This window comes from Xanthomonas sp. AC360 (genome assembly GCF_979258225.1).
Genome location: NZ_OZ409846.1, coordinates 5,170,709 through 5,195,969, shown reverse-complemented (window position 1 = coordinate 5,195,969; position 25,261 = coordinate 5,170,709). Strand labels below are relative to the sequence as shown.

Here is a 25,261-nt window from a genome sequence, read left to right as displayed (position 1 = left end):
GCAGGCGCGATGGCGCGTGAGTGAATAACCACCTAAACATTGGTTATTTGACGCTCATGGCGCTGGCAAACAGCATGCCGTATCGCCATTGGCGGTCGAGGCGGCTTCGTGGCCAACGCGCGGTTGCACAGCGTGCAACCCACCCGAATCGCCGCGACACCACCTTCCACATCGATCGCTCCAGTCCACACGAAGGACCTCCATGCCTGTGCAACACCGGATCCCTGTGGGGATCGCTCCTGCTTCGAGGTTGTTGGGAACACCGCAGTTGCTGGCGTGGAGTCTTGCAGTGGCATGCGCACCGGCGCTGGCCAACGCGTCGAGCGAAGCAGCAGCGCCGGAGAGCGCGGCACAGACGCTGGGCGCGGTGACGGTGACCGCCACCCGCCGCGAAACGACCTTGCAGCAGGTGCCGGTGGCGGTATCGGTGGTGCAGGGCCAGACCCTGGAGCGCGAGAACCGCAACAGCGTGGCCGACCTGCCGGCGCTGGTACCCAGCCTGACCTTTCGCAGCGGCGCATCCAACAAGGACACCTCGTTGTTCCTGCGTGGTGTGGGCACCATTTCCACCTCGCCGGGCGTGGAGCCCAGCGTGGCCACGGTGATCGATGGCGTAGTGCTGGGCCGCCCGGGACAGGCCACATTGGACCTGCTCGATGTCGAACGCATCGAAGTGCTGCGTGGGCCGCAGGGCACCTTGTTCGGCAAGAACGCCTCGGCCGGCGTGCTCAACATCGTCAGCAAGCCGGCGCCGGAGGTGTTTGGCGGCTATGTGGATTATTCCCACTTCGGCGGCGGCGACGAAGACCGCGTGCGTGCCAGCATCGGCGGTGCGCTGGTGCCGGAGGTGCTCAAGGCCAGCGTGTCGGCGGTGTGGGCCGAGTACGGCGGCAACGTGCGCAATGTGGCCGACGGGCAGACCGTCAATGGCTACCGGCGCGCCGGCGCACGCGTGCGGCTGGACCTCACGCCAAGCCCGGACTTCAGCGCGACCTTGCTCGCCGATTACCTGAAATCGCATAGCGATGCGCCCAGCGGTGTTGTCGTTGCCAGCACACGCGCCGACTTTGCCGCTGCGCTTGCGCCGGTGCGTGGCAGTGCCGACAACCGGCAGATCAACAGCGATTACCCAACCTTTCTGGACGACATCAACAAGGGCGTGTCGCTGCAACTGGACCGGCATATCGGTGAGGTGGTGCTGACCTCGATCAGCGCATGGCGGCAATGGGATAACACGCAGTTCCAGGACGGCGACCGCACTGCCCAGCGTAGTGCAGCGTTTCCGGCATCGCACGATCGCGGCGAGCTGGGCTACACGCAGTATTCGCAGGAACTGCGCGTGCAGACCCCGCGCGACCGCGCAGTGGAAGCGGTGGCCGGGCTGTACTACCTGCACGCCCGCAGCGACGAAACCTATCGCCGCAGCGTGACCACGCCCACCGCCAGCAATGTGGGTGTGGCCGATTACGACACCCGCGCGCAGACCTATGCGCTGTTCGGCGAGGCCACCTGGCATTGGCGCCCGGACCTGCGCGCCTTGTTGGGCGCGCGCGTCACCCGCGACGCGCTCGAGTATCAGCATCAGCGCGTGTCCAGCGCGGCAACAGCGGTCACCGGGATTCAACCCTCCACGGCCAGCACCGGCAGCACCTCCGAAAATGGCGTTTCCGGGCGCGCCGGCCTGCAATACGACATCGATGCGCAGACCACCGGTTACCTCACCTATTCGCGTGGCTACAAGGGCCCGGCCTACAACGTGTTCTTCAACATGCAGCCGCGCGACACGCCGGCGCTGAAGCCGGAGACGTCAAACGCCTGGGAGTTGGGGTTGAAGACGCGCGCGCTGGACGACCGGCTCAGTGCGAATGTGGCGTTGTTCCACACCGACTATGCCGATTATCAGGCCAACTTCTTCGACACCGTGGCCGGGCAGGTAGTCACGCGGTTGATCAATGCCGGGCAAGTGCGCACGCAAGGCCTGGAGCTGGATCTGGACTACCGGCCTACCGAGCGGCTCAGCCTTGCCGCATCGCTGGCGTATACGCAGGCGCGCATCCAGCGCTTCGCGTGCCCGGCGGCAGCGGCGGCCAACTGCAATGTCGACGGCAAACCGCTGCCGTTTTCGCCGGACTGGAAGGGCAATCTGCGTGCCGGCTACCGCGTGCCGCTGCGTGGCAGCCTGGCCGTGGAGTTCAACGGCGATGTGAGCTGGCAGGACAGCGTGCAGTACGACCTCAGCCAGACCGCGCAAACCCTGCAGGGCCCGTATGCGATCTGGAACGCCAGCATCGCGCTGGCCGACGACGCGCATGGCTGGCGGGTGGCGGTGCTGGGCCGCAACCTGGGCGATCGCGCGTATGCGCCGCTGTTGGCCAATGCCACCGGTAATGTCTACCGCCTGGTACCGCGCGACGACCGGCGCTACGTCGGCGTGCAAGTGCACAAGGATTTTTGAGGATGCAATCGATGGGTTTACACAGTGAGATCAAGCGCGCGCAGTGCGTCCTGCTGGGTGGTCGGCGATGAGCGCGCCACGGCAGCTGTCGCTGGGTGCCTTCCTGATGGCGACCGGCCACCACATCGCGGCCTGGCGGCACCCGCAGGCGAGTGCAGACACACTGGATTTCGCGCAGTACCGCGAGATGGTGCGCATCGCCGAGGCCGCCAAGTTCGACGCGGTGTTCGTGGCCGACAGCCTGGCCGCAGCCGGCGGGCCGATCGCACCGCGGATGGCGCGTTCCAGCCTGTTCGAGCCGCTCACGCTGCTCAGCGCACTGGCCACGGTGAGCGAGCGCATCGGCCTGATCGCCACCATGACCACCAGCTACAACGAGCCGTATCATGTGGCGCGCAAGTTCGCCTCGCTGGACCATCTGTCCGGCGGACGGGCCGGGTGGAATCTGGTCACCTCCGACGCCGCCGATGAGGCGCTCAACTTCAATCGCGATGCGCATTACGTGCACGCCGAGCGCTATGCGCGGGCGCGCGAATTTCAGCAGGTAGTCGCTGGCCTGTGGGACAGCTGGGACGATGACGCCTTTATCGCCGACAAGGCGGCGGGCCTGCATCACGACCCCGCGCGTGCGCATGTGCTCGATCATCGCGGCACGCACTTTCAGGTGCGCGGGCCGCTCAATATCGCGCGCGCGCCGCAAGGGCATCCGGTGCTGGTGCAGGCCGGTTCGTCCGAGCCCGGGCGCGCGCTGGCGGCAGAAACCGCCGAGGTGGTGTTCACCGCGCAATCGTCGCTGGCCAAGGCACAGGCGTTCTATGCGGATATCAAAGGGCGGCTGGAACAGTTTGGCCGCACGCGCGATGCATTGAAGGTGCTGCCGGGCGTGTTCATCGTGGTGGGACAAAGCCAGGCCGAAGCGCAGGAAAAATTCGAGCAGTTCCAGGAGCTGGTGGAGCCTGAGGTCGGCATCGCGCTGCTGTCGCGCATGCTGGGCAACTTCGATCTGTCCGGCTATCCGCCGGACGGACCGTTGCCGGAATTGCCGCTCACCGAAACCGGCCAGCGCAGCCGCCAGCAGTTGTTCACCGAACTGGCCGGGCAGGAGCAGTTGAGCATTGCCCAGCTCGGTCGGCGTATCGCCGGTGGGCGCGGGCATTACAGCCTGATCGGCACGCCCGCGCAGATTGCCGACGAGTTGCAGGCGTGGTTCGAACAAGGCGCAGCCGATGGCTTCAACGTGTTGGTGCCGCACCTGCCCGGTGGCCTGGCCGATGTGGCCACGCACGTAGTACCGGAGCTGCAACGACGTGGGCTGTTCCGGCGTGAATATGCAGGGCGCACCTTGCGCGATCATCTGGGGCTGACACGCCCCGTCAATCGCTTCAGCGCCCGCTGATCTACCGGACACACCCATGACCTATCTCGCACATCCCGATCGTTACGACCGCATCGCCTACCGCCGTGTCGGCCGCAGCGGCCTTGTCTTGCCCGCATTGTCGCTGGGGCTGTGGCACAACTTCGGCGACAGCACGCCGATCGACACCCAGCGGCAGCTACTGCGCACCGCCTTCGATCTGGGCATCACCCATTTCGATCTGGCCAACAACTATGGCCCGCCGTATGGCAGCGCGGAGCGCAACTTCGGCCGCTTGCTGCGCGAGGATTTCAAGCCGTACCGCGATGAATTGATCCTCTCCACCAAGGCCGGCTGGGACATGTGGCCCGGCCCCTACGGGCAGGGCGGTAGTTCGCGCAAATACCTGCTGTCCAGCCTGGACCAGAGCCTGCAACGGCTGGGTGTGGACTATGTGGACATCTTCTATTCGCATCGTTTCGATGCGGACACGCCGCTGGAAGAAACCGCCGGTGCACTGGCCAGCGCCGTGCAACAAGGCAAGGCGCTGTACGTGGGCGTGTCGTCGTATTCGGCGGCGCGCACGCGCGAGATTGCGGCATTGCTGCGCGAGTGGAAGGTGCCGTTGCTAATCCATCAACCGGCCTACAACCTGTTCAACCGGTGGCTTGAGCACGAGCTGCTGGATGCCACCGCAGACATCGGTGCCGGGGTGATTGCATTCACGCCGCTGGCGCAAGGTCTGCTCACCGGCAAGTATCTCGATGGCGTGCCGGCCGATGCGCGCGTCAACCGCCCTGGTGGGCAATCGCTGCGACCGGAGCATCTGTCCGACGACAACCTGCAACGCGCACGTGGATTGAATGCGATTGCGCAAAAACGCGGACAAAGCCTTGCGCAGCTGGCACTGGCCTGGGTGCTGCGCGATACGCGGGTGAGTTCGGCATTGTTGGGTGCCAGCCGGCCGGAGCAATTGATCGAAAACGTCGAGGCATTGCAGAACCTGAACTTCAGCGCGGAAGAGTTGGCCGAGATCGATCGCTTTGCGGTCGAGGGCGGCATCAACCTGTGGGAAAAACCGTCAACCGATTGGCAATGAGGAGATCGTCGATGCGCATGCGTGTGGCCTGGGCCGTGATGTTGTTGATAACTGCCGCGTGGTTGCCGTGCGCGTCTGCGGCCGACCCTACGCAGCTGCGTATCGGCTATCAAAAAGCGGTGTCGAGCCTGGTGCTGGCCAAACAGCACCGTCTGCTGGAGCAGCGCTTCCCGCGCACCAACATTACCTGGGTGGAATTTCCAGCGGGGCCGCAATTGCTGGAAGCCTTGAACGTGGGTAGCGTCGATCTGGGCGGGGCCGGCGATATTCCGCCGTTGTTCGCGCAGGCGGCCGGTGCCGATCTGTTGTACGTAGGCTGGGTGCCGCCGACGCCGAAGGCCGAAACCATTCTGGTGCCGACCAAGAGCACGCTGCGCCGCGTGGCCGATCTCAAGGGCAAGCGGGTTGCGTTTCAAAAAGGGTCCAGCGCGCATAACCTGCTGCTGCGTCTATTGGCCAAGTCCGGCTTGAGCCTGCGCGATATCACTCCGCTGTATCTGTCGCCGGCCAATGCGCGTGCCGCGTTTGCGGCCGGGCAGGTGGATGCCTGGGCGATCTGGGACCCGTGGTATTCGGCGTTGACGCTGGATGGCAGTGCGCGCCTGCTCGCCAATGGCGAAGGGCTAGGGTTGACCGGCGGATTCTTTTTGTCTTCGCGCCGCTATGCCACAGCATGGGGCCCGTTCGTGCAGCAGGTGATGGGCACGCTCAATCAGGCCGACGGCCTGCTGGAACGCGACCGCGCCGGCAGTATCAAGGTGCTGGCGCAGGTGAGTGGGCTGTCGCCTGCGGTGGTGGAGCGCACCTTGGCGCACCGCCCGCCGGCCAGCGTGCAACCGCTCAGCGCCGAGGTGATCAAGGCGCAGCAGGCCACTGCCGACCTGTTCTACGCGCAGCGGTTATTGCCCAAGCGCGTGCGGGTGGCACCGGCGGTGTGGCGCGCGCCGGCCACGGTTGCCGCGCAAGCGGCAGGCAAGTGATGCGCCCGGCTGCATCGCAGCACACCGGCAACGCGAAGGCGATGCAATGAGCGCCCGCGCATGGCGGTGGGGAAACCGGCTGCTGCCGTGGGTGTTGCCATTGACGGTGCTGGCGGCATGGCAGGGCGCCGCATCGGTTGGCTGGCTGCCGCAGCGCATCCTGCCGGCGCCTGACGCAGTGCTGCGTGCGGCGGCCACGCTCGTGCAAAGCGGCGAGCTGTGGCAGCACCTGGCAATCAGCAGTTGGCGCGCCGCCGTGGGCCTGGCCATCGGCGGCAGCCTTGGCCTGGCGCTGGGTCTGTTGACCGGTGTGTCGCGCGTGGCCGAGCGCCTGCTCGACAGCAGCCTGCAGATGCTGCGCAACGTGCCGCATCTGGCGCTGATTCCGCTGGTGATCCTGTGGTTTGGCATCGATGAGGGCGCCAAGGTGTTTCTGGTGGCGCTGGGCACCTTCTTTCCGATCTATCTCAATACCTATCACGGCATCCGCAGCGTGGACCCGGCGTTGATCGAGATGGCACGCAACTACGGCTTGCGCGGGCCGCAATTGTTTGTCGATGTACTGCTGCCCGGCGCGCTGCCGTCGATTCTGGTGGGGCTGCGCTTTGCATTGGGGCTGATGTGGCTCACCTTGATCGTGGCCGAAACCATCTCCGCCAGTTCCGGCATTGGCTACCTGGCAACCAATGCGCGTGAGTTCCTGCAGACCGACATCGTGGTGGTGGCGATCGTGCTGTATGCGCTGCTCGGCAAGCTGGCAGATCTTGCCGCGCGCGGGCTCGAAGCCTGGTGGCTGGGCTGGCATCCGGCGCAACAACGGCGCGCGCAGGTGCCGCGATGACGGTTGCAGGCAATGGGTTGCCGCTGAGCCTGCGCGGCATCGGCAAGCGCTATGGCGGCAGCGATGTGTTGCGCGGCATCGATCTGGAGATTGCAGCTGGCAGTTGTGTGGCGGTGGTCGGCCGTAGTGGTTGCGGCAAGAGCACGCTGCTGCGCGTGATCGCCGGTCTTGAGAGCGCCGATGCCGGTCGCGTGGATAGTGGCGATGCACCGTTGGCGCGTCGGCGCGATGCGGTGCGGCTGATGTTTCAGGATGCGCGGTTGCTGCCCTGGAAACGGGTGATCGACAACGTGGCGCTGGGCCTGGGCCGTGCCGGGCGCGCACAGGCACAGGCCGCACTGGACGCGGTGGGGCTGGGCACGCGCGGCGGCGACTGGCCGGCGGCGTTGTCCGGTGGGCAGCGGCAACGCGTGGCGCTGGCGCGCGCATTGGTGCATCGGCCGCGGCTGTTGCTGCTGGACGAGCCGCTGGGCGCGCTGGATGCGTTGACGCGGATCGAGATGCAGCAACTGATCGTGCAGCTGTGGCGGCAGTACGGCTTCACCCTGGTGTTGGTGACCCATGATGTGGCCGAAGCCAGCGCGCTGGCCGACCGCATCGTGGTGATCGAGCAGGGCCAGGTCGGGCTGGATGTCGCCGTGCCGGTGGCGCATCCGCGCGCGCCTGGCTTGCCGGCGCTTGCCGCGATCCAGGCGCAGGTGCTGTCGCGTCTGCTGGGCGCTGCGCAGGCAGGTGCGGCAGCAACTCCCGCGCAGGGCGATGTGGGGCAGGGCCTCGCGGGCGGTGGCAGCGCTTTGCATGCGGCAGTGCCGTTGCGACGGATCGTGTAGCAATCGTCTGATGGTCGGCCCCGTGGCCGATGCTAGACCGCGCTGCCCGCAGCGCGCGACGACACTCCGGGCCGGATAAGGCGGTCTTGGTGGCCTTGGTCTCGGTTCGTTCCGTGCCGATCAAACCTTGAAACCCCGCTCGGCAGCCGCATCTGCACGGTATCGCCGGCGTTGCCGGCCACCCGTTCAGAGGATTTCCCATGCGGATGGACAAGCTCACCTCGCGGTTCCAGCAGGCACTGGCCGACGCACAGTCGCTGGCCGTGGGCCGCGACCACAACATCATCGAGCCGGTGCACGTGCTGGCCGCGCTGCTCGACCAGAGCGGTGGCAGCACGCGCCCGCTGCTGTCGCAGGCCGGGGTCAACGTGCCGTCGCTGCGCGAGCGTCTTGGCGAGGCGCTGGATACCTTGCCCAAGGTCTCCGGGCAGGAAGGCAATCTGTCGATCGGTAACGATCTCAATCGCCTGCTCAACCAGACCGACAAGCTCGCTCAGCAACATGCCGATGCCTTCATCGCCAGCGAGTGGTTCGTGCTGGCCGCCGCCGACGATGCCAGCCCGCTGGGCGTGGCACTGCGCGCGGCCGGCGGCGACAAGAAGAAGATCGAAGCGGCCATCGACAAGCTGCGCGGCGGCGAAACCGTGCAATCGGAAAATGCCGAAGAGCAGCGCCAGGCGCTGGAGAAATACACCATCGATCTCACCGCGCGTGCGGAGAGCGGCAAGCTGGATCCGGTGATCGGCCGCGACGAAGAGATCCGCCGCACCATTCAAGTCTTGCAGCGGCGCACCAAGAACAACCCGGTGCTGATCGGCGAACCCGGCGTGGGCAAGACTGCGATTGTCGAAGGCCTGGCCCAGCGCATCATCAACGGCGAAGTGCCCGAAGGTCTGCGCGGCAAGCGGGTGCTGTCGCTGGACATGGGCGCGCTGATTGCCGGTGCCAAATTCCGCGGCGAATTCGAAGAGCGCTTGAAGGCGGTGCTCAGCGACCTGTCCAAGAACGAAGGCCAGATCATCCTGTTTATCGATGAGCTGCACACCATGGTGGGTGCAGGCAAGGCCGATGGCGCAATGGACGCCGGCAACATGCTCAAGCCGGCGCTGGCGCGCGGCGAGCTGCATTGCATCGGCGCCACCACGCTGGACGAGTACCGCAAGTACATCGAAAAAGATGCGGCATTGGAGCGTCGCTTCCAGAAAGTCTTCGTGGGCGAGCCGACGGTGGAAGACACCATCGCCATTCTGCGTGGCTTGAAGGAACGCTACGCCGTGCACCACGGTGTAGAGATCACCGACCCGGCGATCGTGGCGGCGGCCACCTTGTCCAATCGCTACATCACCGATCGCCAGTTGCCGGATAAAGCCATCGACCTGATGGACGAGGCCGCATCGCGCATCCGCATGGAGATCGACTCCAAGCCGGAAGAACTCGACCGCCTGGAGCGCCGGCTGATCCAGCTCAAGATCCAGCGCGAGATGTTGAAGAAGGAAAAAGACGACGCCTCGCGTCAGCGCCTGGCCGATCTGGAAACCGATATCGACAAGCTCGAACGCGAGTTCTACGACCTCAACGAGCTGTGGAAGTCGGAGAAGGCTGCGCTGCAGGGCACCACCAAGGTCAAGGAGCAGATCGAGCACGCCAAGCTGGAACTGGAAGCGGCGCAGCGTCGCCAGGACTACGCCAAGATGAGCGAGATCCAGTACGGCGTATTACCGCAGCTGGAAAAGCAGATGCTGCTGGCCAACGAAGTGGAGCATCACGACTTCAAGCTGGTGCAGGACCGCGTGACCGCCGAAGAAATCGCCGAAGTGGTGTCGCGTTGGACCGGCATTCCGGTCAACAAGATGCTCGAAGGCGAGCGCGACAAATTGCTGCGCATGGAAGACGAACTGCATCACCGCGTGGTCGGCCAGAACGAGGCGATCAAGGTGGTGTCCGATGCGGTGCGTCGCTCGCGTGCCGGCCTGTCCGACCCCAATCGTCCGAGTGGTTCGTTCCTGTTCCTGGGCCCGACCGGCGTGGGCAAGACCGAGCTGTGCAAGGCGCTGGCGGATTTTCTGTTCGACAGCAGCGAAGCGATGATTCGCATCGACATGAGCGAATTCATGGAGAAACATTCGGTGTCGCGCCTGATCGGTGCGCCTCCGGGCTACGTGGGCTATGAAGAAGGCGGCTATCTCACCGAAGCGGTGCGCCGTCGCCCGTATTCGCTGATCCTGCTCGACGAGGTCGAAAAAGCGCATGCCGATGTCTTCAACATCCTGTTGCAGGTGCTCGACGATGGCCGTCTGACCGATGGTCAGGGCCGCACCGTGGACTTCCGCAACACGGTGATCGTGATGACCTCCAACCTGGGTTCGCATCAGATCCAGGAGCTCTCCGGCGACGACAGTGCCGAGGCCTACACGCAAATGAAGGCCGCGGTGATGGGTGTGGTGCAGGCGCATTTCCGCCCGGAGTTCATCAACCGGCTGGACGACATCGTGGTGTTCCATCCGCTGGACAAGGCGCAGATCAAATCGATTGCGCGCATCCAGCTGCAGGGCCTGGAAAAACGCCTGGCCGAACGCGGACTCAAGCTGGATCTGGACGATGCCGCGCTGGATCTGCTCGGCAACGTCGGCTTCGACCCGGTGTATGGCGCGCGACCGCTCAAGCGCGCGATCCAGTCGCAGGTGGAAAACCCGCTGGCCCAGCAGATCCTCTCCGGGCATTACATCAGCGGCGACGCGGTGCGCGTGCGTGTCGAGGGCGGGCGTCTGGCGTTTACGAAGGGCTGATGAGGTTGGGCGATGGGTGCGTGTCGCAACGCCAATCGCATCGGAGCCATACACCCACGAAGCATCGTCTGTGGGCATCTCCACGCACCGGCGCCAACGGTTGACGCAATAGCGGGCACTGCGCAGGCAGTGCCCGTTTACGTTAGTGGGTTATCCCTGAGCCTTAGCTGCGGACATGCCGTGTCTTTCTACAAACCACCAGGCATTAAGACTGCCAGCGCATCCAGGCTGCGGCAGGTCGCGCCGGCAGCTTTCGCAGGCCTGCGGTTGCAACGACGGAATGCCTCGGTCAGAGTGCGCCGTCTTCGACCCAAGGTCTGAAAGCTGGGCAAGGCGCAGGGCGCATCGGCTCACTCCATGACGTTGCAAGCAATGCGTCAGCTCAGGCCACGTTGCAACGAACGATCGACGAATCAGCTATCGCCGGTGCCTCAGCCACCGACCACAACCGCCGATACGCGTGCAAGCGCCCACAGTGACCGAAGCGTTCGCACTAAATGCGCAGGCGTTGCGCGTGTTGGGTTGGTCGGTGCGCGGTGTCGCATCCGGTGTCGGGACACGCCGTGAATCCGTCCATGGAGGCTCGGTGGCGGCATCCATGCCGCCACACGGTCCCGCCCCCAGATACGCCACCACGCTTCCGCTGTTCGCCGTCGCCGATCGGCAAGCAGGGCCGGGCTCATCAGGTTGCATTAGGTGGATGGCGCAGGCAGTGCACGGCTGTGCTTACAACCGGGCGGCATGAGCTCATCACTGCGCGTTTGCAAACGGACGTGCGGTCCCGGCTATGGTCGGCATTCTTTCCGAGAGCGAGCCGCACCATGACCGACCCGCAGTGGAAGCCCGAAACCATCGCCGTGCATGGCGGGTATCGCCCCGATCCGACCACGCGCGCGGTGGCGGTGCCGATCTACCAGACCGTTGCCTACGCCTTCGACAATACCCAGCACGGCGCGGATCTGTTCGATCTGAAGGTACAGGGCAATATCTATAGCCGCATCATGAATCCCACCAACGATGTGCTGGAACAGCGCGTCGCGGCGCTGGAAGGCGGCATCGGCGCACTGGCGCTGGCGTCGGGGCAGGCGGCGGTAACCTACGCCATCCAGACCATCGCCGAGGTGGGCGACAACATCGTGTCGTCCAGTGCGTTGTATGGCGGGACCTATAATCTGTTCGCGCATACGCTGCCGCAGTTCGGCATCAGCACGCGGTTTGCCGACTATCGCGATCCGCAGGCGTTTGCCGGCCTGATCGACGACCGTACCAAGGCGGTGTTCGTCGAGTCGATCGGCAATCCGCGCGGCAACATCACCGATATCGAAGCGGTGGCGGCCGTGGCGCATGCGCACGGCGTACCGCTGATCGTGGACAACACCGTGGCCACCCCGTCGTTGCTGCGGCCGATCGACTTCGGCGCGGACATCGTGGTGCATTCGCTGACCAAGTATCTCGGCGGGCATGGCAACAGTATCGGTGGCGCCATCGTGGACAGCGGGCGCTTTCCGTGGGCGGAGCACAAGGCACGGTTTCCGCGTCTCAACGAGCCGGACGTGAGCTATCACGGCGTGGTGTATACCGACGCGTTGGGCGAGGCCGCCTACATCGGCCGCGCACGGGTGGTGCCGCTGCGCAATACCGGGGCGGCGTTGTCGCCGTTCAATGCGTTTTTGATTCTGCAAGGCATCGAAACTCTGCCGTTGCGCATGGAGCGCATCAATGCCAACACATTGGCGATTGCGACATATCTGCAGCAACACGCGCGGGTGGCCTGGGTCAATTACGCCGCGTTGCCGGATCATCCCGAGCATGCGCTGGCGCAGAAGTATCTGGGCGGGCACGGCTCGGGCGTGCTGACCTTTGGCCTGCCCGGTGGGCGTGCGTCGGGTGCGCGGTTTCTGGATGCGCTGCAGTTGTTCACGCGGCTGGTCAACATCGGCGATGCCAAATCGCTGGCGACGCATCCTGCATCCACCACGCACCGTCAGCTCGATCCGGCCGAACTGGAACATGCCGGCGTCAGCGAAGACACCGTGCGCCTGTCGATCGGCATCGAACATATCGACGATCTGCTGGCGGATCTGGAGCAGGCGCTACAGGGAGCGTGAGGTTTTAGCGCAGCCAACAAGCTGACTGTGCTCACCGCCAGGCGAGCGCGGCCGGTACTCGGTGCGGCATGGTCCACGCACGCGTCCACTCCGGTTCTTCCGCGCCGTCCACCCCCACCTGACGACTGCTCGCTACGTTTTGTTGGCCACTCTTGGAGCAGCGCTTCCGTCGGATACCGAGGCACGGCGTGCGCGCCACCGGTGCGCGTGGTTTGGTGCGCTCGTACTGCTAGCGCGGAGCGGGGTGGGGTTGGGTATGGCAAAGCACGATGCCCGCCGGTACTGGCTTCGGTGAGCGCGGCAGCGCGGCTGGGGATCGGCTCTTCGGCTCGGTCAGACATCCTGTCTGACTCGCCGCCGCGGCACATCCTTGTGCCGCTCTCCGCCAATCCCCAGCCGCGCTACCGCCTGGGGAAGTCGCTTTCATGACCCTGACATCTTGAACACGCCAATGACGCTTGGCTTGAAGCCCTTCTGCCGCCCGGAACGGCTCGCCCCTCTCCCGTCGGGGCGAGGAGGAACAGCTTGCGCGCAATGGGCGCGGGTGGCCTTGGAGCGCACGCGCCGCAAGCGCAAGCGCAAGCGCGGGCTGGGGCGCGGAGCGGCGGGGAGGGATCGCGGGCTCAATTACGGGGGCGAAGCCCACGCATATGTGCGAGATAAAGTTCGATGGCGGACATGCAAGCAACCCCAGCATGCTGCTTGCATCCATGGCATGAGGTTGCGCTGCGTCCCCTCATTCGGCGCTGCGCGTCTCCTTCTCCCGATGCGAGAAGCAATCAGTAGTCACACCATCCCGGCGCGTGGCGACGCGCTGCGCTTGGTCGGTCGCACCAGACCGCTGAGGCGCCAGCCAATCCTGCTACCATGCGCGCCCCTGAGGTGACTGCCGGTTGGCCGGTGGTTTAAACGGGAATCCGGTGCGCGCATCGCCTTGGGCGAGTCGCAATTCCGGAGCTGCCCCCGCAACGGTGGGCGAGACAAGGGTCTGCACGTCACGCCACTGTGCTTTGCATGGGAAGGCGCAGACCCGGGAAGCATCCGCTTCCGCTCGCAAGCCCGGAGACCGGCCTGAGGGATTGACCCGGCACGCGGTGGGCGTGGCCTTGCGCGTCCGATGCTGCTGCGTCGGGCGGCTGGCCCGTTGCTGCGTGTCGCCCCATTGCCCCCGCGCGGGTCGGCGCGGTTTCAGGAGCAGCAGTAGATGTCCCTTTCTTCCGTTTTGCCATCTCGCGCCGTGTTGGCCGTGGGGTTGTCGCTGTGCGTGATCAATCTGGCTCAGGCCGAAGCCGCCATCGATCTCGACGAAGTGGTGGTCACCGCCTCGCGGACCGCGCAGACCCAGGACCAGACGCTGGCGCCGGTCACGGTGATCGACCGCGCGCAGATCGAGCGCCGCCAGATTAATTCACTGCAGGACCTGCTGCGTGGCGAAGCCGGGGTGTCGCTGGCCAATAACGGTGGTCCGGGCAAGGCGACCTCGTTGTTCCTGCGCGGCACCGAATCGGATCATCTGGTGGTGCTGATCGACGGCGTGCGCATCGGCTCGGCCACCGCCGGCGGTGCGGCGTTACAGGATCTGCCGATCGAGCAGATCGAGCGCATCGAGATCGTGCGCGGGCCGTTTTCCAGCCTGTATGGCTCCGAAGCGCTGGGCGGCGTGATCCAGATCTTTACCCGTCGCCCGCAAGGCAGCTTCGTGCCGACGCTGAGCGTGGCGGCCGGCAGCGACAATGCGCGCCGTTATGGCGCCGGTGTCGCCGGGCGCAGCCAGGGCGATCTGAGCGAAGCCGGCGGCTGGTATTCGGTCAACGCCGTGCATGACGAAACCGATGGCATCAATGCGTATCTGGACACCAGCTCCAGTGCCTACGATCCGGACCGCGACGGTTACCGCAACGATTCGCTGAGCGCGCAGGGCGGCTGGCGCTTCAATCGGCAGTGGGATGCGGACATGCACGCCCTGCGCGCGCAGAGCCGCAACGAATACGACGGCTCGGCTTTCGGCGGCAATCTGTCCAAGGGCGTGCAGCAGGCCGTGGGCGGGCGCGTGCGCTATGCGCTCAGCGATGCGCTGACCTTCACCGCCAGCCTGGGCAGCAGCGCCGATTTCAGCGACGCGTATTACGAGGGTGCGTACCTGTCGACCTACGACACGCGCCGCAAGCAGGGCTCGCTGCAGGCCGATGTCAACACCGGGCCGGGCCTGCTCACGGTCGGTTTCGACTGGCAGCGCGACGCCATCGCCAGCAGCGACACCTACGAGGCCGATAGCCGCATCGACCGCGCCGCGTTTGCGCAGTGGCAGCAGAGCTTCGGCAGCCAGTCGTTGCAGGCCAGCCTGCGTCGCAACGACAACAGCCAGTTCGGTGGCAAGACCACCGGTAGCCTGTTGTGGGGCTGGGACTTCGCCGAGCATTTGCGCGTGACCGCCAGCTACGGCACTGCGTTCAAGGCGCCCACCTTCAACGAGTTGTACTACCCGGATTACGGCAATCCGTTGCTGGGGCCGGAGACCTCCAAGAGCGCCGAGCTCGGGCTGCGTGGCAGCTACGACTGGGGCACCTGGACGCTCAATGCCTTCCAGACCCGCATCGACGATCTGATCGCCTACGATGCCTCGCTGGTGGATGCCACCCATCCGTTCGGGCAGCCGAACAACATCGACCAGGCGCGCATTCGCGGTGTGGAAGCCGGCTACGACACCCAGCTGGCTGGCTGGACCGTGCGCAGCGCGCTGACCTGGCTGCAGCCTCAGGCCGATGGCGAGGTCAATCACGGCAACTGGTTGCCGCGGCGCGCGCGGCAGAGCGGGCGCATCGATGCCGACCGCAGCTTCGGTGCCTTCAGCATCGGCGCCAGCCTGTTCGGGTCCGGCAAGCGTTACGACGATCTGGCCAACACCGAGCGGCTGGCCGGCTACGGCCTGCTGGATCTGCGCGTGAGCTATGCGATCGACGCGGACTGGAAAGTGCAGTTCACCGCAAACAATGTCTTCGACCGCCAGTACGAGACCGCACGCTGGTATGCGCAGCCGGGGCGCAATTATCTGCTCACCTTCCGCTACCAGGCGGCGCAGTAACGCGCGGGCAGCCGATGGCATGTGCGATGGCGGGATGCATGCGGCCGATAGCGACCGGCCGCAGCATCGCGCAACTCTTCGCACTGGCGGCAGTGCGTCGCTCCAACGCACCACTGAGCAAACGGCTGCAGCCGGGCCGTCAGTGACCCGGCAGCATCAGCAGCAATGTGCCACTCGTACACTGCAGCATCTCCCGTTTGCCTGTCTCCACTGCTAGCGCATCTGCGTCTGTACTCGAAGGAACACCGATGACCCCGCTCTCCCGTCCCGCCGAACGTGCTGTCTTCATCAGCTTGATGCTGGTGATGACTGCCACCCGCTTCCATCACGTCAGCGACTGGCTGCATCTGCCGGATGCGTCGATGGCGGTGTTCTTTCTGGGCGGTCTGGCAGTGCGACGGCATGCGTTTTTTGTCGCCCTGCTGGTGTTGTCGGTGGTGATTGATTGGGCCGCGGTCACGGTGGCCGGTGTCAGCGACTTCTGCATCACCGCCGCCTACGCGGCGCTGCCGCTGGCGTACGGGGTGCTGTGGTACGCCGGCCGGGCTTATCACGCGCGCCTTCGCCCGGATGCGAGGTCGATGTGTATTGCGTGGGCGCTGGGCACCTTGGCTGCTGTGGTGTCGTTCCTGATTTCCAATGGCGCGTTCTACTGGTGGGGCGGGCGCTATGCCGAGCCGCATTGGGCGCAGTATCTGCAGCGCGCAGCGCAGTGGGGCCCGTTGTTCGTGCGCACCACCGCGCTGTATCTGATGGTTGCGCTTGCCGGTACTTGGTGTGTATTGCGCTGGCGTACCGCGCGCACTGCGGCGCCGTTATCGGCCCCGCTGGAGCGGTCATGACGGTTGCACGGCAAACGCGCACGCCGGCACGCGCGCCACTGCAAGGCACCGCCGCATGGATGTGCGGTAGCGCGCTGGTGCTGTTGATGGTGTGCACGCGCGGCGAGCATTTCGCCAGCGTGGATGCATTGCCCAGCGCATCCTGGGCGGTGTTTTTTCTGGCCGGTGCCTTGCTGCGCACGCGGTGGATGCTGCCGCTGCTGTTCGGGGTGGCGTCTGCGCTGGATCTGATCGGCCTGGTCTCCGGCAGCATCAGCGATTGGTGTCTGTCGCCGGCCTATTGGGCGCTGGCGTTGGCGTATGCGGCATTGTGGTTGGGTGGGCGCGTGTATGCCTTGCAGCTGCACCGCGACGTGTGGCGCGATGCGGCCCGCCTGCTGTGCGCAGTGCTACTCAGCGGCAGCCTGGCGTATCTGCTCTCCAAGGGCGGCTTCTACTTCTTGTCCGGCCGTTATCCGCAGGCCACGCTGGGCGGGTTTCTCTCGCGCGTGCCTGACTATTACCCGCACGCACTCGGCACGCTGGCAGGCTATGTCGGCGTCGCTTTCGCGCTGCTGGCTGTACTGCGTGGCATCGCCACACGTCACCCGATTGGAGCAAGCGCATGAGCACACCCGAACACGACGACGCGCATTACCGCGAACGCGCGCAGCGCAGGAAGGAGTTGGTGGACCGACGCATCGCACGCGCGGTCATCGACCGTGGCGTGCTGCTGGTCAATACCGGTAATGGCAAGGGCAAGAGTTCGTCCGGTTTCGGCATGCTGGCGCGTTCGCTCGGGCATGGCCTGTACTGCGGCGTGGTGCAATTCATCAAGGGCACGTTTTCCACCGGCGAAGAAGCGTTTTTCCGCCGCTTTCCGGATCTGCTCGACTACCACGTGATGGGCGAAGGCTTTACCTGGGAAACCCAGGACCGTGCACTCGATATCGCCGCTGCGCAGGCCGCCTGGCAACTGGCGCGTGGCATGCTGGCCGACCCGCGCTACGACTTCGTGCTGCTGGACGAACTCAATATCGCCTTGGTCAAGGACTACATCGCGCTGGACGAGGTGCTCGCGGCGGTCGCCGCGCGTCCGCCCGGACAGCATGTGGTGATCACCGGGCGCGGTGCGCCGGCCGGGTTGATCGAGGTCGCCGACACCGTCACCGAGATGCGCCTGATCAAGCATGCCTTCAACGCCGGCATCAAGGCGCAGCTCGGCATCGAGTTGTAGACATGACCACGCGCGTGCAATTGCCTGCAGCTGCATCGGCGTGCGTCCTGTCATGACGCAGGGACGCCCACCATGGCGCTGGTGATTGCCACGGCCGCCGTGCTGCTGGATCTGCTGCTGGGCGAACCGCGGCGCGCGCATCCGCTGGTGCTGTTCGGCCACTGGGCGCAGCGCGTGGAAGCACGCCTGTACCGCGATCGTCGCGGTGCAGGCGTGCTGGCCTGGTGCACGACGGTGGTGCCATGGACGCTCCTGGCAGCCGCGTTGCAAGCGCTGCTGTGGTGGTGGTCGGCGTGGGCGGCAACTGTCTTTGCCGCCGTCATGCTGTACCTGGCGCTGGGATTGCGCAGCCTGGGCGAACATGCGCAGCCGGTGATCGACGCATTGCAGGCCGACGACCTGGCAGCGGCGCGCACTGCCGTGGGCCGCATCGTCAGCCGCGACACCGCCGCGCTCGATGCCACGCAGGTTGCCGCCGCAGCGACCGAGTCGGTGCTCGAAAACGGCAGCGATGCGGTGTTTGCCGCGCTGTTTTGGGGTGTGCTGCTCGGCGCGCCGGGTGCGGTGCTGTATCGGCTGTCCAATACGCTGGATGCGATGTGGGGCTATCGCACGCCGCGCTACACCAACTTCGGCTGCGCTGCGGCGCGTATCGACGATGTGCTCAATTGGCTGCCCGCGCGGCTCACCGCCGTGACGTACGCGCTGCTCGGCCGCAGCCGTACCGGCATGCGCTGCGCCTGGCAGCAGGGGCGCGGCTGGAAGAGCCCCAACGCCGGCCCGGTGATGGCGGCCGGTGCCGGCGCGCTGCAGGTGCAACTGGGTGGGCCAGCGCCGTACCACGGCCACTGGCAGACACGGCCGCAGCTGGGCGAGGGCCTGCCGGCCAGCGCCGGCAGTGTGCGCCGCGCGCTGCTGCTGGTGCGTTGCGGGGTGCTGCTGTGGTTGTTGCTCGGTGCACTGGCGTTGGCGCTGGTGACGCCATGACCGGCCACAACTCCCTTGCGCGCAGGCGCTGCGTCGACCATCGGCAATCTCTGTGCAGTCACGCACCATCTCGTGGAGTCGCTCATGCTTGAACACGGAGGCCGGTTGCGCCGCGCCGCGCAGACCTACGGGATCGCGCTGTCGCACTGGCTGGATCTGTCTACCGGGGTGAGCCCGTTTGCCTGGCCCGTGCCTGCCATCCCGGAGCAAGCGTGGCAGCGCCTGCCGGAAGACGACGATGGTCTGGCCGAGAGCGCCGCGGCTTACTACGGCGCGCCGCACGTATTGCCGGTCGCCGGTTCGCAGGCGGCGATTCAGGCCTTGCCGCTGTTGCGCAGCCGCAGCCGGGTGGGCGTGCTGGCACCGGGGTATGCCGAACATACACACGCGTGGCGACGCGCCGGCCACACCGTCGTGCCGCTGCCGGCGGGGCCGTTGCTGCAGACGGCGGAGACCTTCGATGTGGTGGTGCTGATCCATCCCAATAACCCAGGCGCAGAGACCTTCGATCGCGAAGTGCTGTTGCAGCTGCATGCACGTCTGGCGGCACGCGGCGGTTGGTTGGTGATCGACGAAGCCTTCATGGATGCCACGCCGCACGACAGCGTGTGCGCGCAGACCCCGCAGCCGGGCTTGATCGTGCTGCGCTCGGTCGGCAAGTTCTTCGGCATGGCCGGCGCGCGGGCCGGGTTTGTGTGCGCGCAGCCGCAGCTACTGGATGCACTGCGCGAGCAGTTGGGGCCATGGACGGTGAGCGGCCCCACCCGCTGGGCGTTGCAGCAGGCGTTGGCAGATATCCACTGGCACGCGCAGGCCCGCGAACGCCTGCACGCGGCATCGCAGCGGCTTGCGCAGCTGTTGCGCAGCCACGCGATCGCACCCACCGCAGGCAGTGCGTTTTTCCAATGGTGTCGGCGCGACGATGCGGCGGTGTTGCATGCGGCGCTGGCGCAACGCGGCATCCTGACCCGCCTGTTCGATACCCCGGCCAGCCTGCGCTTCGGCCTGCCGCCCGATGCAGCCGCCGAAGCACGCCTGGATGCGGCACTGGGCGAGGTGTTGGCGTGAACGCACGCGTGTTGATGGTGCAGGGCTGCACCTCCGATGCCGGCAAGAGCACGCTGGTGGCCGCGCTATGCCGCTGGCTGCATCGCCAGGGCGTGGCGGTGGCGCCGTTCAAGCCGCAGAACATGGCGCTGAACTCGGCAGTCACCGTCGATGGTGGCGAGATCGGCCGCGCGCAAGCGGTGCAGGCGCAAGCCTGCGGACTAGAGCCGCACACCGACTTCAACCCGGTATTGCTCAAACCCAATAGCGACACCGGCGCGCAGGTGATCGTGCATGGGCACCCGGTCGCCACGCTGGATGCGGTGGGCTACCACGCTTACAAGGCCACCGCGCTTGCCGCGGTGTTGGCCTCGCACGCACGGCTGGTCGAGCGTTTCGAGGTGGTGCTGGTGGAAGGCGCCGGCAGCCCGGCGGAGATCAATCTGCGTGCCAACGATATCGCCAACATGGGCTATGCCGAGGCAGTGGATTGCGCAGTGATACTGATTGCCGACATCGACCGTGGCGGCGTGTTCGCGCATCTGGTCGGCACCTTGGCCTTGCTGTCGGAGAGCGAACGCTCACGCGTTGTCGGGTTTGTCATCAACCGCTTTCGTGGCGATCTGGCGCTGTTGCAACCGGGCCTGGACTGGCTGGAACGCGAAACCGGCAAGCCGGTGCTCGGCGTGTTGCCGTATCTGCACGGCCTGCAGCTGGAGGCCGAAGATGCGCTGCCACGGCAGGCGCTGCACAAGCCGCACGCGCAGCTGCGCGTGGTGGTGCCGGTGCTGCCGCGGATCAGCAACCACACCGATTTCGATGCCTTGCTGGCGCATCCGCAGGTGGAGGTGCAACTCGTCGGTCCGGGCCAGATGCCACCGCCCTGCGACCTGATCGTGCTGCCGGGTAGCAAGGCGACGCGCCAGGATCTGCAGTGGCTGCGCACGCATGGCTGGGACACCGCCATCGCACGCCATCTGCGTTATGGCGGCAAGCTGCTCGGGATCTGCGGCGGTCTGCAGATGCTGGGCGAGCAGATCCACGACCCCGATGGCATCGAAGGTCCGGCCGGCAGCAGTGCCGGGTTGGGCTGGCTGGCACTGGACACGCAGCTGCACGCGCACAAGCAATTGCACCGCGTACACGGGCGGCTGGCGCTGGGAGATGCGGCTGCCAGTGGCTACGAAATTCACTGCGGTCTCAGCACCGGCGCTGCGTTGGCGCGGCCGTTAGTGCAGCTGGACGATGGCCGCAGCGATGGCGCCATTTCCGACGACGGCCAGGTGCTGGGCACCTATCTGCACGGCATCTTCGATCACCCGCAGGCACTGGCCGCGTTACTCGCATGGGCCGGCCTGGCGCAGGCAAAGCCGCTGGATCTGGCGGCGTTGCGCGAGGCCACGCTCGACCGTCTTGCCGATGCGGTGCACACGTACTTAGACACCGCCGCGCTGACGCGGCTCACCAGCAAGGAGCCGGCATGCGGCATTTGATTCTGGGTGGCGCGCGCTCGGGCAAGAGCGCACTGGCCGAACGCCTCGCCGCCAGCGCGGCCGAGCACGTGTGCTATGTGGCCACCGCGCAGGCATTCGATGACGAAATGCAGCAGCGCATTGCCCATCACCGCAGCCAGCGCCCGTCGCATTGGCAGTGCGTGGAAGAACCCATTGCATTGGCCACCACGCTGCAGGCGTTGGCCGCGGCCGATCGCTGCGTATTGGTCGATTGCCTGACGCTGTGGCTGAGTAACTTGCTGGGCCACCCGGATGCGGGCGCGTTTGCGCGCGAACGCGACGCACTGCTCGCAACGCTGCCGCAGTTGCCCGGGCAGATCGTATTGGTCAGCAATGAAGTGGGGCAGGGCATCGTGCCACTGGGCGAACTCACGCGTCGTTTCGTCGACGAAGCCGGCCGGCTGCATCAGGCATTGGCGCTACAGTGCGAGCGTGTGGTGTTTGTCGTGGCGGGTTTGCCGATGGTGTTGAAGGGAGAACAGCTGTGAGTAGCGACTGGATCTTTGCCGCATGCGCAGTGCCGGATGCGCACGTGCGCGCGGCTGCGCTGGAACGGCAGGAACAACTGACCAAACCGCCCGGCGCGTTGGGCCGGCTGGAGCAACTGGCCGTGCAATTGGCGGCCTGGCAACGCAACGCGCAGCCGACCGTGCAGCGCGTGTGGATTGCGGTGTACGCGGCCGACCATGGCGTTGCCGCCGAGGGCGTGTCGGCGTTTCCGCAGGCGGTCACCGGCGAGATGGTGCGCAATTTCGCACGCGGCGGTGCGGCCATTGCGGTGTTGGCGCGCGAACTCGGTGCGCGTCTGGAAGTTGTGAATCTGGGCGTGGTCAACGACCCCGGCGAGTTGCCGCGCGTGCGTCGCGCCTGGATCGCACCCTCCAGCGCCAACATCTGCGAGCAACCGGCGATGACGCCCAGCCAGTTGCGCGACGCGCTGGCCGCCGGTGCGGAGAGCATCGCGCAGGCCAAAAGTTGCGACACGCAGTTGTTTGTCGGCGGCGAAATGGGCATCGGCAACACCACCGCTGCTGCCGCGTTGGGCTGCGCGCTGTTGTCGCAGTTTCCGCAGGCGATGGCCGGCGCCGGCACCGGCCTGGATGCCGAAGGCATCGCGCACAAGGCAACGGTGATCAGCCGCGCATTGGCCTTGCACGCCGACGCCACCACGCCGCTGGAACGGTTGCGCCGGCTCGGCGGGTTCGAGATCGCCGCCCTGGTCGGCGCGTATATCGCTGCCGCGCAGGCCGGCATTCCGGTGCTGGTAGATGGCTTCATCACCACCGCTGCGGCGCTGGTGGCCACCCGTCTGAATCCCGGCGTGCGCGAATGGCTGTTGTTCGGACACCGCTCACAGGAGCGCGGCCACGCCGCCTTGCTACGCGCCCTGGATGCCGAGCCGTTGCTGCAACTGGACCTGCGCCTGGGCGAAGCCAGCGGCGCAGCGGTGGCGATTCCCTTGCTGCGCAGCGCCTGCGCCTTGCACAACGGCATGGCCACCTTTGCCGAAGCCGGAGTGTCCGACGCATGAGCACGCAGATCACCTTGCTGCGGCACGGCGACACCGGGCAGCGCAGCTATCGCGGCCAGCTCGACGACCCGCTCACCGAGCTGGGTTGGCAGCAATTGCTTGCAGCCACCGCCGAGGGCGAATGGGAGGTGGTGGTGTCGTCCACCTTGCAGCGCTGCGCAGCCTTCGCTACCGAACTGGCCGACGCGCGCGGCTTGCCGCTGCAGCTGGACGCACGGCTGCGCGAATATCACTTTGGCCGCTGGCAGGGCGTGCCGGTGGCCGAGATCGATCGCGACGAAGGCGAAGCGCTCGGCCGCTTCTGGGCCGACCCGCTGCGCTACCCGCCGCCGCAGGCAGAACCGTTCGAGGCGTTCTGTGCGCGGCTCGCCGCGGCGTTGGATGCGGTGGTCGCCACCTGCCCGGCGCGCCGCGTGCTGGTGGTCACCCATGGCGGTGCCATCCGTGCAGTGCAGTGCATGGTGGCCGGCAACGGGTTCGGCCGCATGACCGAGCTGGCGGTGCCGCACGCCTCGCTGCATCCGCTGGCCTGGCCACCGGCCAACGGCGTTGCCGCAGCGCTGCCATCGGTGCCGGCAGCAGCACCGCAGTCTGCGCACGACGCCGGATGATCGATGGGCTGCTCGCGGCGATCGGCTTCCTGACCCGCATTCCGGTGCCCGGTGCGGTGTTCGCCCGGCCGGGCGTGCAGACACGTTCGTTGCCGTGGTATCCGGCGGTCGGCCTGCTGCTCGGTGCGCTGCTGTGTGGCCTGGCGTGGTGCCTGCGCGATGTCGCGCCATTGCTGGGCGCGGCATTGCTGTTGAGCGCATGGACCTGGCTGACCGGCGCCCTGCACCTGGACGGGCTGGCCGACATGGCCGACGCCTGGGTCGGCGGCATGGGCGACCGCGCACGCACCCTGGCGATCATGAAAGACCCCACCAGCGGACCGATGGCAGTGACCGCCGTGGTGCTGGTCTTGCTGCTCAAATGCGCCGCACTGGCCACATTGCTGCCGCACGCACCGGGTGCGCTGTGGCTGGCGCCATTGCTGGCACGTGCCGCGGTGGTGGCGGCGTTCTTGACCACGCCGTACGTGCGCGCTGGCGGCCTGGGCAGCGCGCTGGTCGCCGCACCACGCACAAGCTTGTGGCTGGCGTTGACACTGGCGACCGTGGTCTGCATCGCTGCCGGTATGGCGATCGCGGCTCTGTGCCTCGGCACTGCTGCACTGATCTTCGTTCTATGGCGCCGCGCCTGCATGCAGCGCCTGGACGGCATGACGGGCGATACCTGCGGCGCGCTGGTGGAACTGACCGAAACCGCAGTGCTGGTGATGCTGGCGGTGTGGCTGGGCTGAGCCGCACGCTGTCCAATGGGTGCAACATTCCGCAAGATCGGGACCGCGCCGGCACGCGATGCAGACGATGCTGATGCCGTCACCAGGGAGCCAACACCATGCATGCAGCAGACTCAGCAGTTAGCAGTTGGCAACGCGGCGTGGAGCGCGTCATCGCGCATCTGCAGGCCAGCATTCGCAGCGGCGCCGCATTGCCGGATTTGGCCGAATTGGCAGGCATCGCGCACCAGTCGCCGTATCACTTCCATCGGGTCTATCGCGCCCTGACCGGTGAGACCGTGGGCCACACGGTGGCACGCTTGCGGTTGAGTCAAGCCCTGCATTTATTGGGCAGCGACGATGCGTCGGTGACCGAGGTCGCGCTCGCAGTCGGCTACCAGACACCGCAGGCGCTGGCGCGTGCCTGCCGCAGCGCACTGCAGGCCAGTCCCACCGTCTTGCGCTCGGCGCCCGCATTGCGTGCCAGCAAGCTGCAGCAGTTATCGACGCCGGCAACGTTGGCAAACAGCCCGTCAGCACCGCTGCAGGTTAGCGTGCAGACGCTGGAGCCATTCGAATTGGTGGTGCTACGCAAGCGCGGCGCGTTCGACGACCTGGATCGCGGCTTCGGCCGGATTGTGGCCTGGGCGGCGCGCGCCGGCATCGTCGACAGCCTGCAGTGTCTGGTGGGATTGCCGCTGAGCGATCACCGCGACGTTCCGGCGCACGCGCATCTGTTCGAATGCGGTGTGGGCTTCGACGCAGTGGCCATGCCAGCAGCGCCGTTGCAGTTGCGCCGTCTTGATGGCGGACCGCACGCTGTCCTGCGCCACGTGGGTTCGTATGCCGCGCTGGAAGATGCGCTGGACCAACTATTGGCTGCCTGGCTGCCCGGCAGCGGCTACCTGCTGCGCGATGCGCCGCTGCATTACCTGTATCTGGACGATCCGGAAGAAACACCCGAAGCGATTCTGCGCGCCGATATTCGGGTGCCGGTGGCAGCGATCGAAAAGCGTGGTTGAAGTGACGGACGCAGTGCCGCACGCGTAGCTGAGTTGCAGAGCGATTTTGCAAGCTGTTGCTTTCGCGCGAAACATCTGCACGCGCAGGGCCGACATGCTCGCTGAGTTGCTTTCAGAGCGGCCAACAAAACGTAGCGAGCAGTCGTCAGATTGTTATGGACGGTGCGGAGGAACCGGAGTGTAAGCGTGGTCCATGCTGCACCGAGCATCGGTCGCGCCCGCCTGGCGGTGAGCACAGTCCTTTTG

20 protein-coding genes, 2 other RNA genes and 1 riboswitch are annotated in these 25,261 nt (G+C 66.2%); of the genes, 21 read left to right on the top strand and 1 reads right to left on the bottom strand.

Going from position 1 to position 25,261, the window contains the following annotated elements; translation table 11 throughout:
- Positions 1-202 precede the first annotated feature (202 nt).
- From ACZZ0O_RS22275 to ACZZ0O_RS22175, 21 genes are all read left to right on the top strand, one after another.
- Positions 203-2,455, top strand: coding sequence for a TonB-dependent receptor (locus ACZZ0O_RS22275; protein ID WP_463591881.1), 2,253 nt, complete (start codon positions 203-205; stop codon positions 2,453-2,455).
- A 67-nt stretch (positions 2,456-2,522) separates the two neighbouring features.
- Positions 2,523-3,851, top strand: a complete 1,329-nt coding sequence (locus ACZZ0O_RS22270; protein ID WP_463591880.1) for an LLM class flavin-dependent oxidoreductase — start codon at positions 2,523-2,525, stop codon at positions 3,849-3,851.
- Between the two features lie 16 nt (positions 3,852-3,867).
- A complete protein-coding gene (gene mgrA, locus ACZZ0O_RS22265) occupies positions 3,868-4,908 on the top strand; it encodes an L-glyceraldehyde 3-phosphate reductase (RefSeq protein WP_463591879.1) in 1,041 nt (346 codons plus the stop codon).
- A 17-nt stretch (positions 4,909-4,925) separates the two neighbouring features.
- Positions 4,926-5,888, top strand: a complete 963-nt coding sequence (locus tag ACZZ0O_RS22260) for an aliphatic sulfonate ABC transporter substrate-binding protein (RefSeq protein WP_463592513.1) — start codon at positions 4,926-4,928, stop codon at positions 5,886-5,888.
- Between the two features lie 46 nt (positions 5,889-5,934).
- Positions 5,935-6,729 carry an aliphatic sulfonate ABC transporter permease SsuC gene (gene ssuC / locus ACZZ0O_RS22255; protein WP_463591878.1) on the top strand — a complete coding sequence of 265 codons (795 nt, stop codon included), beginning with the start codon at positions 5,935-5,937 and terminating at the stop codon, positions 6,727-6,729.
- The gene (locus ACZZ0O_RS22250) at positions 6,726-7,559 is read left to right on the top strand and encodes an ATP-binding cassette domain-containing protein (RefSeq protein ID WP_463591877.1); all 834 of its coding nucleotides are present in this window, start codon (positions 6,726-6,728) and stop codon (positions 7,557-7,559) included. Before ssuC ends, ACZZ0O_RS22250 begins: the two co-directional genes overlap by 4 nt.
- Before the next feature lie 200 nt (positions 7,560-7,759).
- Entirely contained in the window at positions 7,760-10,345 is a 2,586-nt protein-coding gene (gene clpB, locus ACZZ0O_RS22245; RefSeq protein WP_463591876.1) for an ATP-dependent chaperone ClpB, read from the top strand.
- Positions 10,346-11,166: 821 nt separating this feature from the next.
- Positions 11,167-12,453: an O-acetylhomoserine aminocarboxypropyltransferase/cysteine synthase family protein gene (locus tag ACZZ0O_RS22240; protein WP_463591875.1), complete on the top strand. Its 1,287-nt coding sequence runs from the start codon at positions 11,167-11,169 to the stop codon at positions 12,451-12,453.
- 68 nt (positions 12,454-12,521) lie between these two features.
- Positions 12,522-12,601, top strand: a non-coding RNA gene (locus ACZZ0O_RS22235) — sX9 sRNA.
- A 715-nt stretch (positions 12,602-13,316) separates the two neighbouring features.
- A riboswitch (cobalamin riboswitch) is annotated at positions 13,317-13,542 on the top strand.
- A gap of 115 nt (positions 13,543-13,657) precedes the next feature.
- Positions 13,658-15,535 (top strand): TonB-dependent vitamin B12 receptor, encoded by a 1,878-nt coding sequence (gene btuB / locus ACZZ0O_RS22230; protein WP_463591874.1) that lies wholly within the window; start codon positions 13,658-13,660, stop codon positions 15,533-15,535.
- Positions 15,536-15,783: 248 nt separating this feature from the next.
- Positions 15,784-16,377, top strand: a complete 594-nt coding sequence (locus tag ACZZ0O_RS22225) for a hypothetical protein (RefSeq protein ID WP_463591873.1) — start codon at positions 15,784-15,786, stop codon at positions 16,375-16,377.
- The gene (locus tag ACZZ0O_RS22220) at positions 16,374-16,985 is read left to right on the top strand and encodes a hypothetical protein (protein WP_463591872.1); all 612 of its coding nucleotides are present in this window, start codon (positions 16,374-16,376) and stop codon (positions 16,983-16,985) included. Before ACZZ0O_RS22225 ends, ACZZ0O_RS22220 begins: the two co-directional genes overlap by 4 nt.
- Complete coding sequence (cobO, locus tag ACZZ0O_RS22215) at positions 16,982-17,593, top strand: cob(I)yrinic acid a,c-diamide adenosyltransferase (RefSeq protein ID WP_463591871.1); 612 nt, start codon at positions 16,982-16,984, stop codon at positions 17,591-17,593. The genes ACZZ0O_RS22220 and cobO overlap by 4 nt, the downstream gene beginning before the upstream one ends.
- Positions 17,594-17,665: 72 nt before the next feature.
- A complete protein-coding gene (gene cbiB, locus ACZZ0O_RS22210; protein WP_463591870.1) occupies positions 17,666-18,580 on the top strand; it encodes an adenosylcobinamide-phosphate synthase CbiB in 915 nt (304 codons plus the stop codon).
- An 84-nt stretch (positions 18,581-18,664) separates the two neighbouring features.
- Positions 18,665-19,648 carry a threonine-phosphate decarboxylase CobD gene (gene cobD / locus ACZZ0O_RS22205; RefSeq protein WP_463591869.1) on the top strand — a complete coding sequence of 328 codons (984 nt, stop codon included), beginning with the start codon at positions 18,665-18,667 and terminating at the stop codon, positions 19,646-19,648.
- Positions 19,645-21,120, top strand: coding sequence for a cobyric acid synthase (locus ACZZ0O_RS22200; RefSeq protein ID WP_463591868.1), 1,476 nt, complete (start codon positions 19,645-19,647; stop codon positions 21,118-21,120). Before cobD ends, ACZZ0O_RS22200 begins: the two co-directional genes overlap by 4 nt.
- Entirely contained in the window at positions 21,108-21,629 is a 522-nt protein-coding gene (gene cobU, locus ACZZ0O_RS22195) for a bifunctional adenosylcobinamide kinase/adenosylcobinamide-phosphate guanylyltransferase (protein WP_463591867.1), read from the top strand. The genes ACZZ0O_RS22200 and cobU overlap by 13 nt, the downstream gene beginning before the upstream one ends.
- Positions 21,626-22,672, top strand: coding sequence for a nicotinate-nucleotide--dimethylbenzimidazole phosphoribosyltransferase (gene cobT / locus ACZZ0O_RS22190; protein ID WP_463591866.1), 1,047 nt, complete (start codon positions 21,626-21,628; stop codon positions 22,670-22,672). Before cobU ends, cobT begins: the two co-directional genes overlap by 4 nt.
- Complete coding sequence (locus tag ACZZ0O_RS22185; protein WP_463591865.1) at positions 22,669-23,283, top strand: histidine phosphatase family protein; 615 nt, start codon at positions 22,669-22,671, stop codon at positions 23,281-23,283. The genes cobT and ACZZ0O_RS22185 overlap by 4 nt, the downstream gene beginning before the upstream one ends.
- Positions 23,280-24,014: an adenosylcobinamide-GDP ribazoletransferase gene (locus ACZZ0O_RS22180; RefSeq protein ID WP_463591864.1), complete on the top strand. Its 735-nt coding sequence runs from the start codon at positions 23,280-23,282 to the stop codon at positions 24,012-24,014. Before ACZZ0O_RS22185 ends, ACZZ0O_RS22180 begins: the two co-directional genes overlap by 4 nt.
- A gap of 98 nt (positions 24,015-24,112) precedes the next feature.
- Complete coding sequence (locus ACZZ0O_RS22175) at positions 24,113-25,015, top strand: AraC family transcriptional regulator (protein ID WP_463591863.1); 903 nt, start codon at positions 24,113-24,115, stop codon at positions 25,013-25,015.
- A 119-nt stretch (positions 25,016-25,134) separates the two neighbouring features.
- Here the strand turns inward: ACZZ0O_RS22175 and ACZZ0O_RS22170 are convergent.
- Positions 25,135-25,210: non-coding RNA, sX9 sRNA (locus ACZZ0O_RS22170), on the bottom strand.
- Positions 25,211-25,261 lie beyond the last annotated feature (51 nt).

Coding starts and splice junctions, on each gene's coding strand:
- btuB (WP_463591874.1), top strand. CDS start 13,658: ATGTCCCTTTCTTCCGTTTTGCCATCTCGCGCCGTGTTGGCCGTGGGG.
- clpB (WP_463591876.1), top strand. CDS start 7,760: ATGCGGATGGACAAGCTCACCTCGCGGTTCCAGCAGGCACTGGCCGAC.
- ACZZ0O_RS22185 (WP_463591865.1), top strand. CDS start 22,669: ATGAGCACGCAGATCACCTTGCTGCGGCACGGCGACACCGGGCAGCGC.
- ACZZ0O_RS22270 (WP_463591880.1), top strand. CDS start 2,523: ATGAGCGCGCCACGGCAGCTGTCGCTGGGTGCCTTCCTGATGGCGACC.
- cobO (WP_463591871.1), top strand. CDS start 16,982: ATGAGCACACCCGAACACGACGACGCGCATTACCGCGAACGCGCGCAG.
- mgrA (WP_463591879.1), top strand. CDS start 3,868: ATGACCTATCTCGCACATCCCGATCGTTACGACCGCATCGCCTACCGC.
- ACZZ0O_RS22180 (WP_463591864.1), top strand. CDS start 23,280: ATGATCGATGGGCTGCTCGCGGCGATCGGCTTCCTGACCCGCATTCCG.
- ACZZ0O_RS22175 (WP_463591863.1), top strand. CDS start 24,113: ATGCATGCAGCAGACTCAGCAGTTAGCAGTTGGCAACGCGGCGTGGAG.
- cobU (WP_463591867.1), top strand. CDS start 21,108: ATGCGGCATTTGATTCTGGGTGGCGCGCGCTCGGGCAAGAGCGCACTG.
- ACZZ0O_RS22225 (WP_463591873.1), top strand. CDS start 15,784: ATGACCCCGCTCTCCCGTCCCGCCGAACGTGCTGTCTTCATCAGCTTG.
- ACZZ0O_RS22275 (WP_463591881.1), top strand. CDS start 203: ATGCCTGTGCAACACCGGATCCCTGTGGGGATCGCTCCTGCTTCGAGG.
- ssuC (WP_463591878.1), top strand. CDS start 5,935: ATGAGCGCCCGCGCATGGCGGTGGGGAAACCGGCTGCTGCCGTGGGTG.
- ACZZ0O_RS22260 (WP_463592513.1), top strand. CDS start 4,926: ATGCGTGTGGCCTGGGCCGTGATGTTGTTGATAACTGCCGCGTGGTTG.
- ACZZ0O_RS22250 (WP_463591877.1), top strand. CDS start 6,726: ATGACGGTTGCAGGCAATGGGTTGCCGCTGAGCCTGCGCGGCATCGGC.
- cobD (WP_463591869.1), top strand. CDS start 18,665: ATGCTTGAACACGGAGGCCGGTTGCGCCGCGCCGCGCAGACCTACGGG.
- ACZZ0O_RS22220 (WP_463591872.1), top strand. CDS start 16,374: ATGACGGTTGCACGGCAAACGCGCACGCCGGCACGCGCGCCACTGCAA.
- cbiB (WP_463591870.1), top strand. CDS start 17,666: ATGGCGCTGGTGATTGCCACGGCCGCCGTGCTGCTGGATCTGCTGCTG.
- ACZZ0O_RS22240 (WP_463591875.1), top strand. CDS start 11,167: ATGACCGACCCGCAGTGGAAGCCCGAAACCATCGCCGTGCATGGCGGG.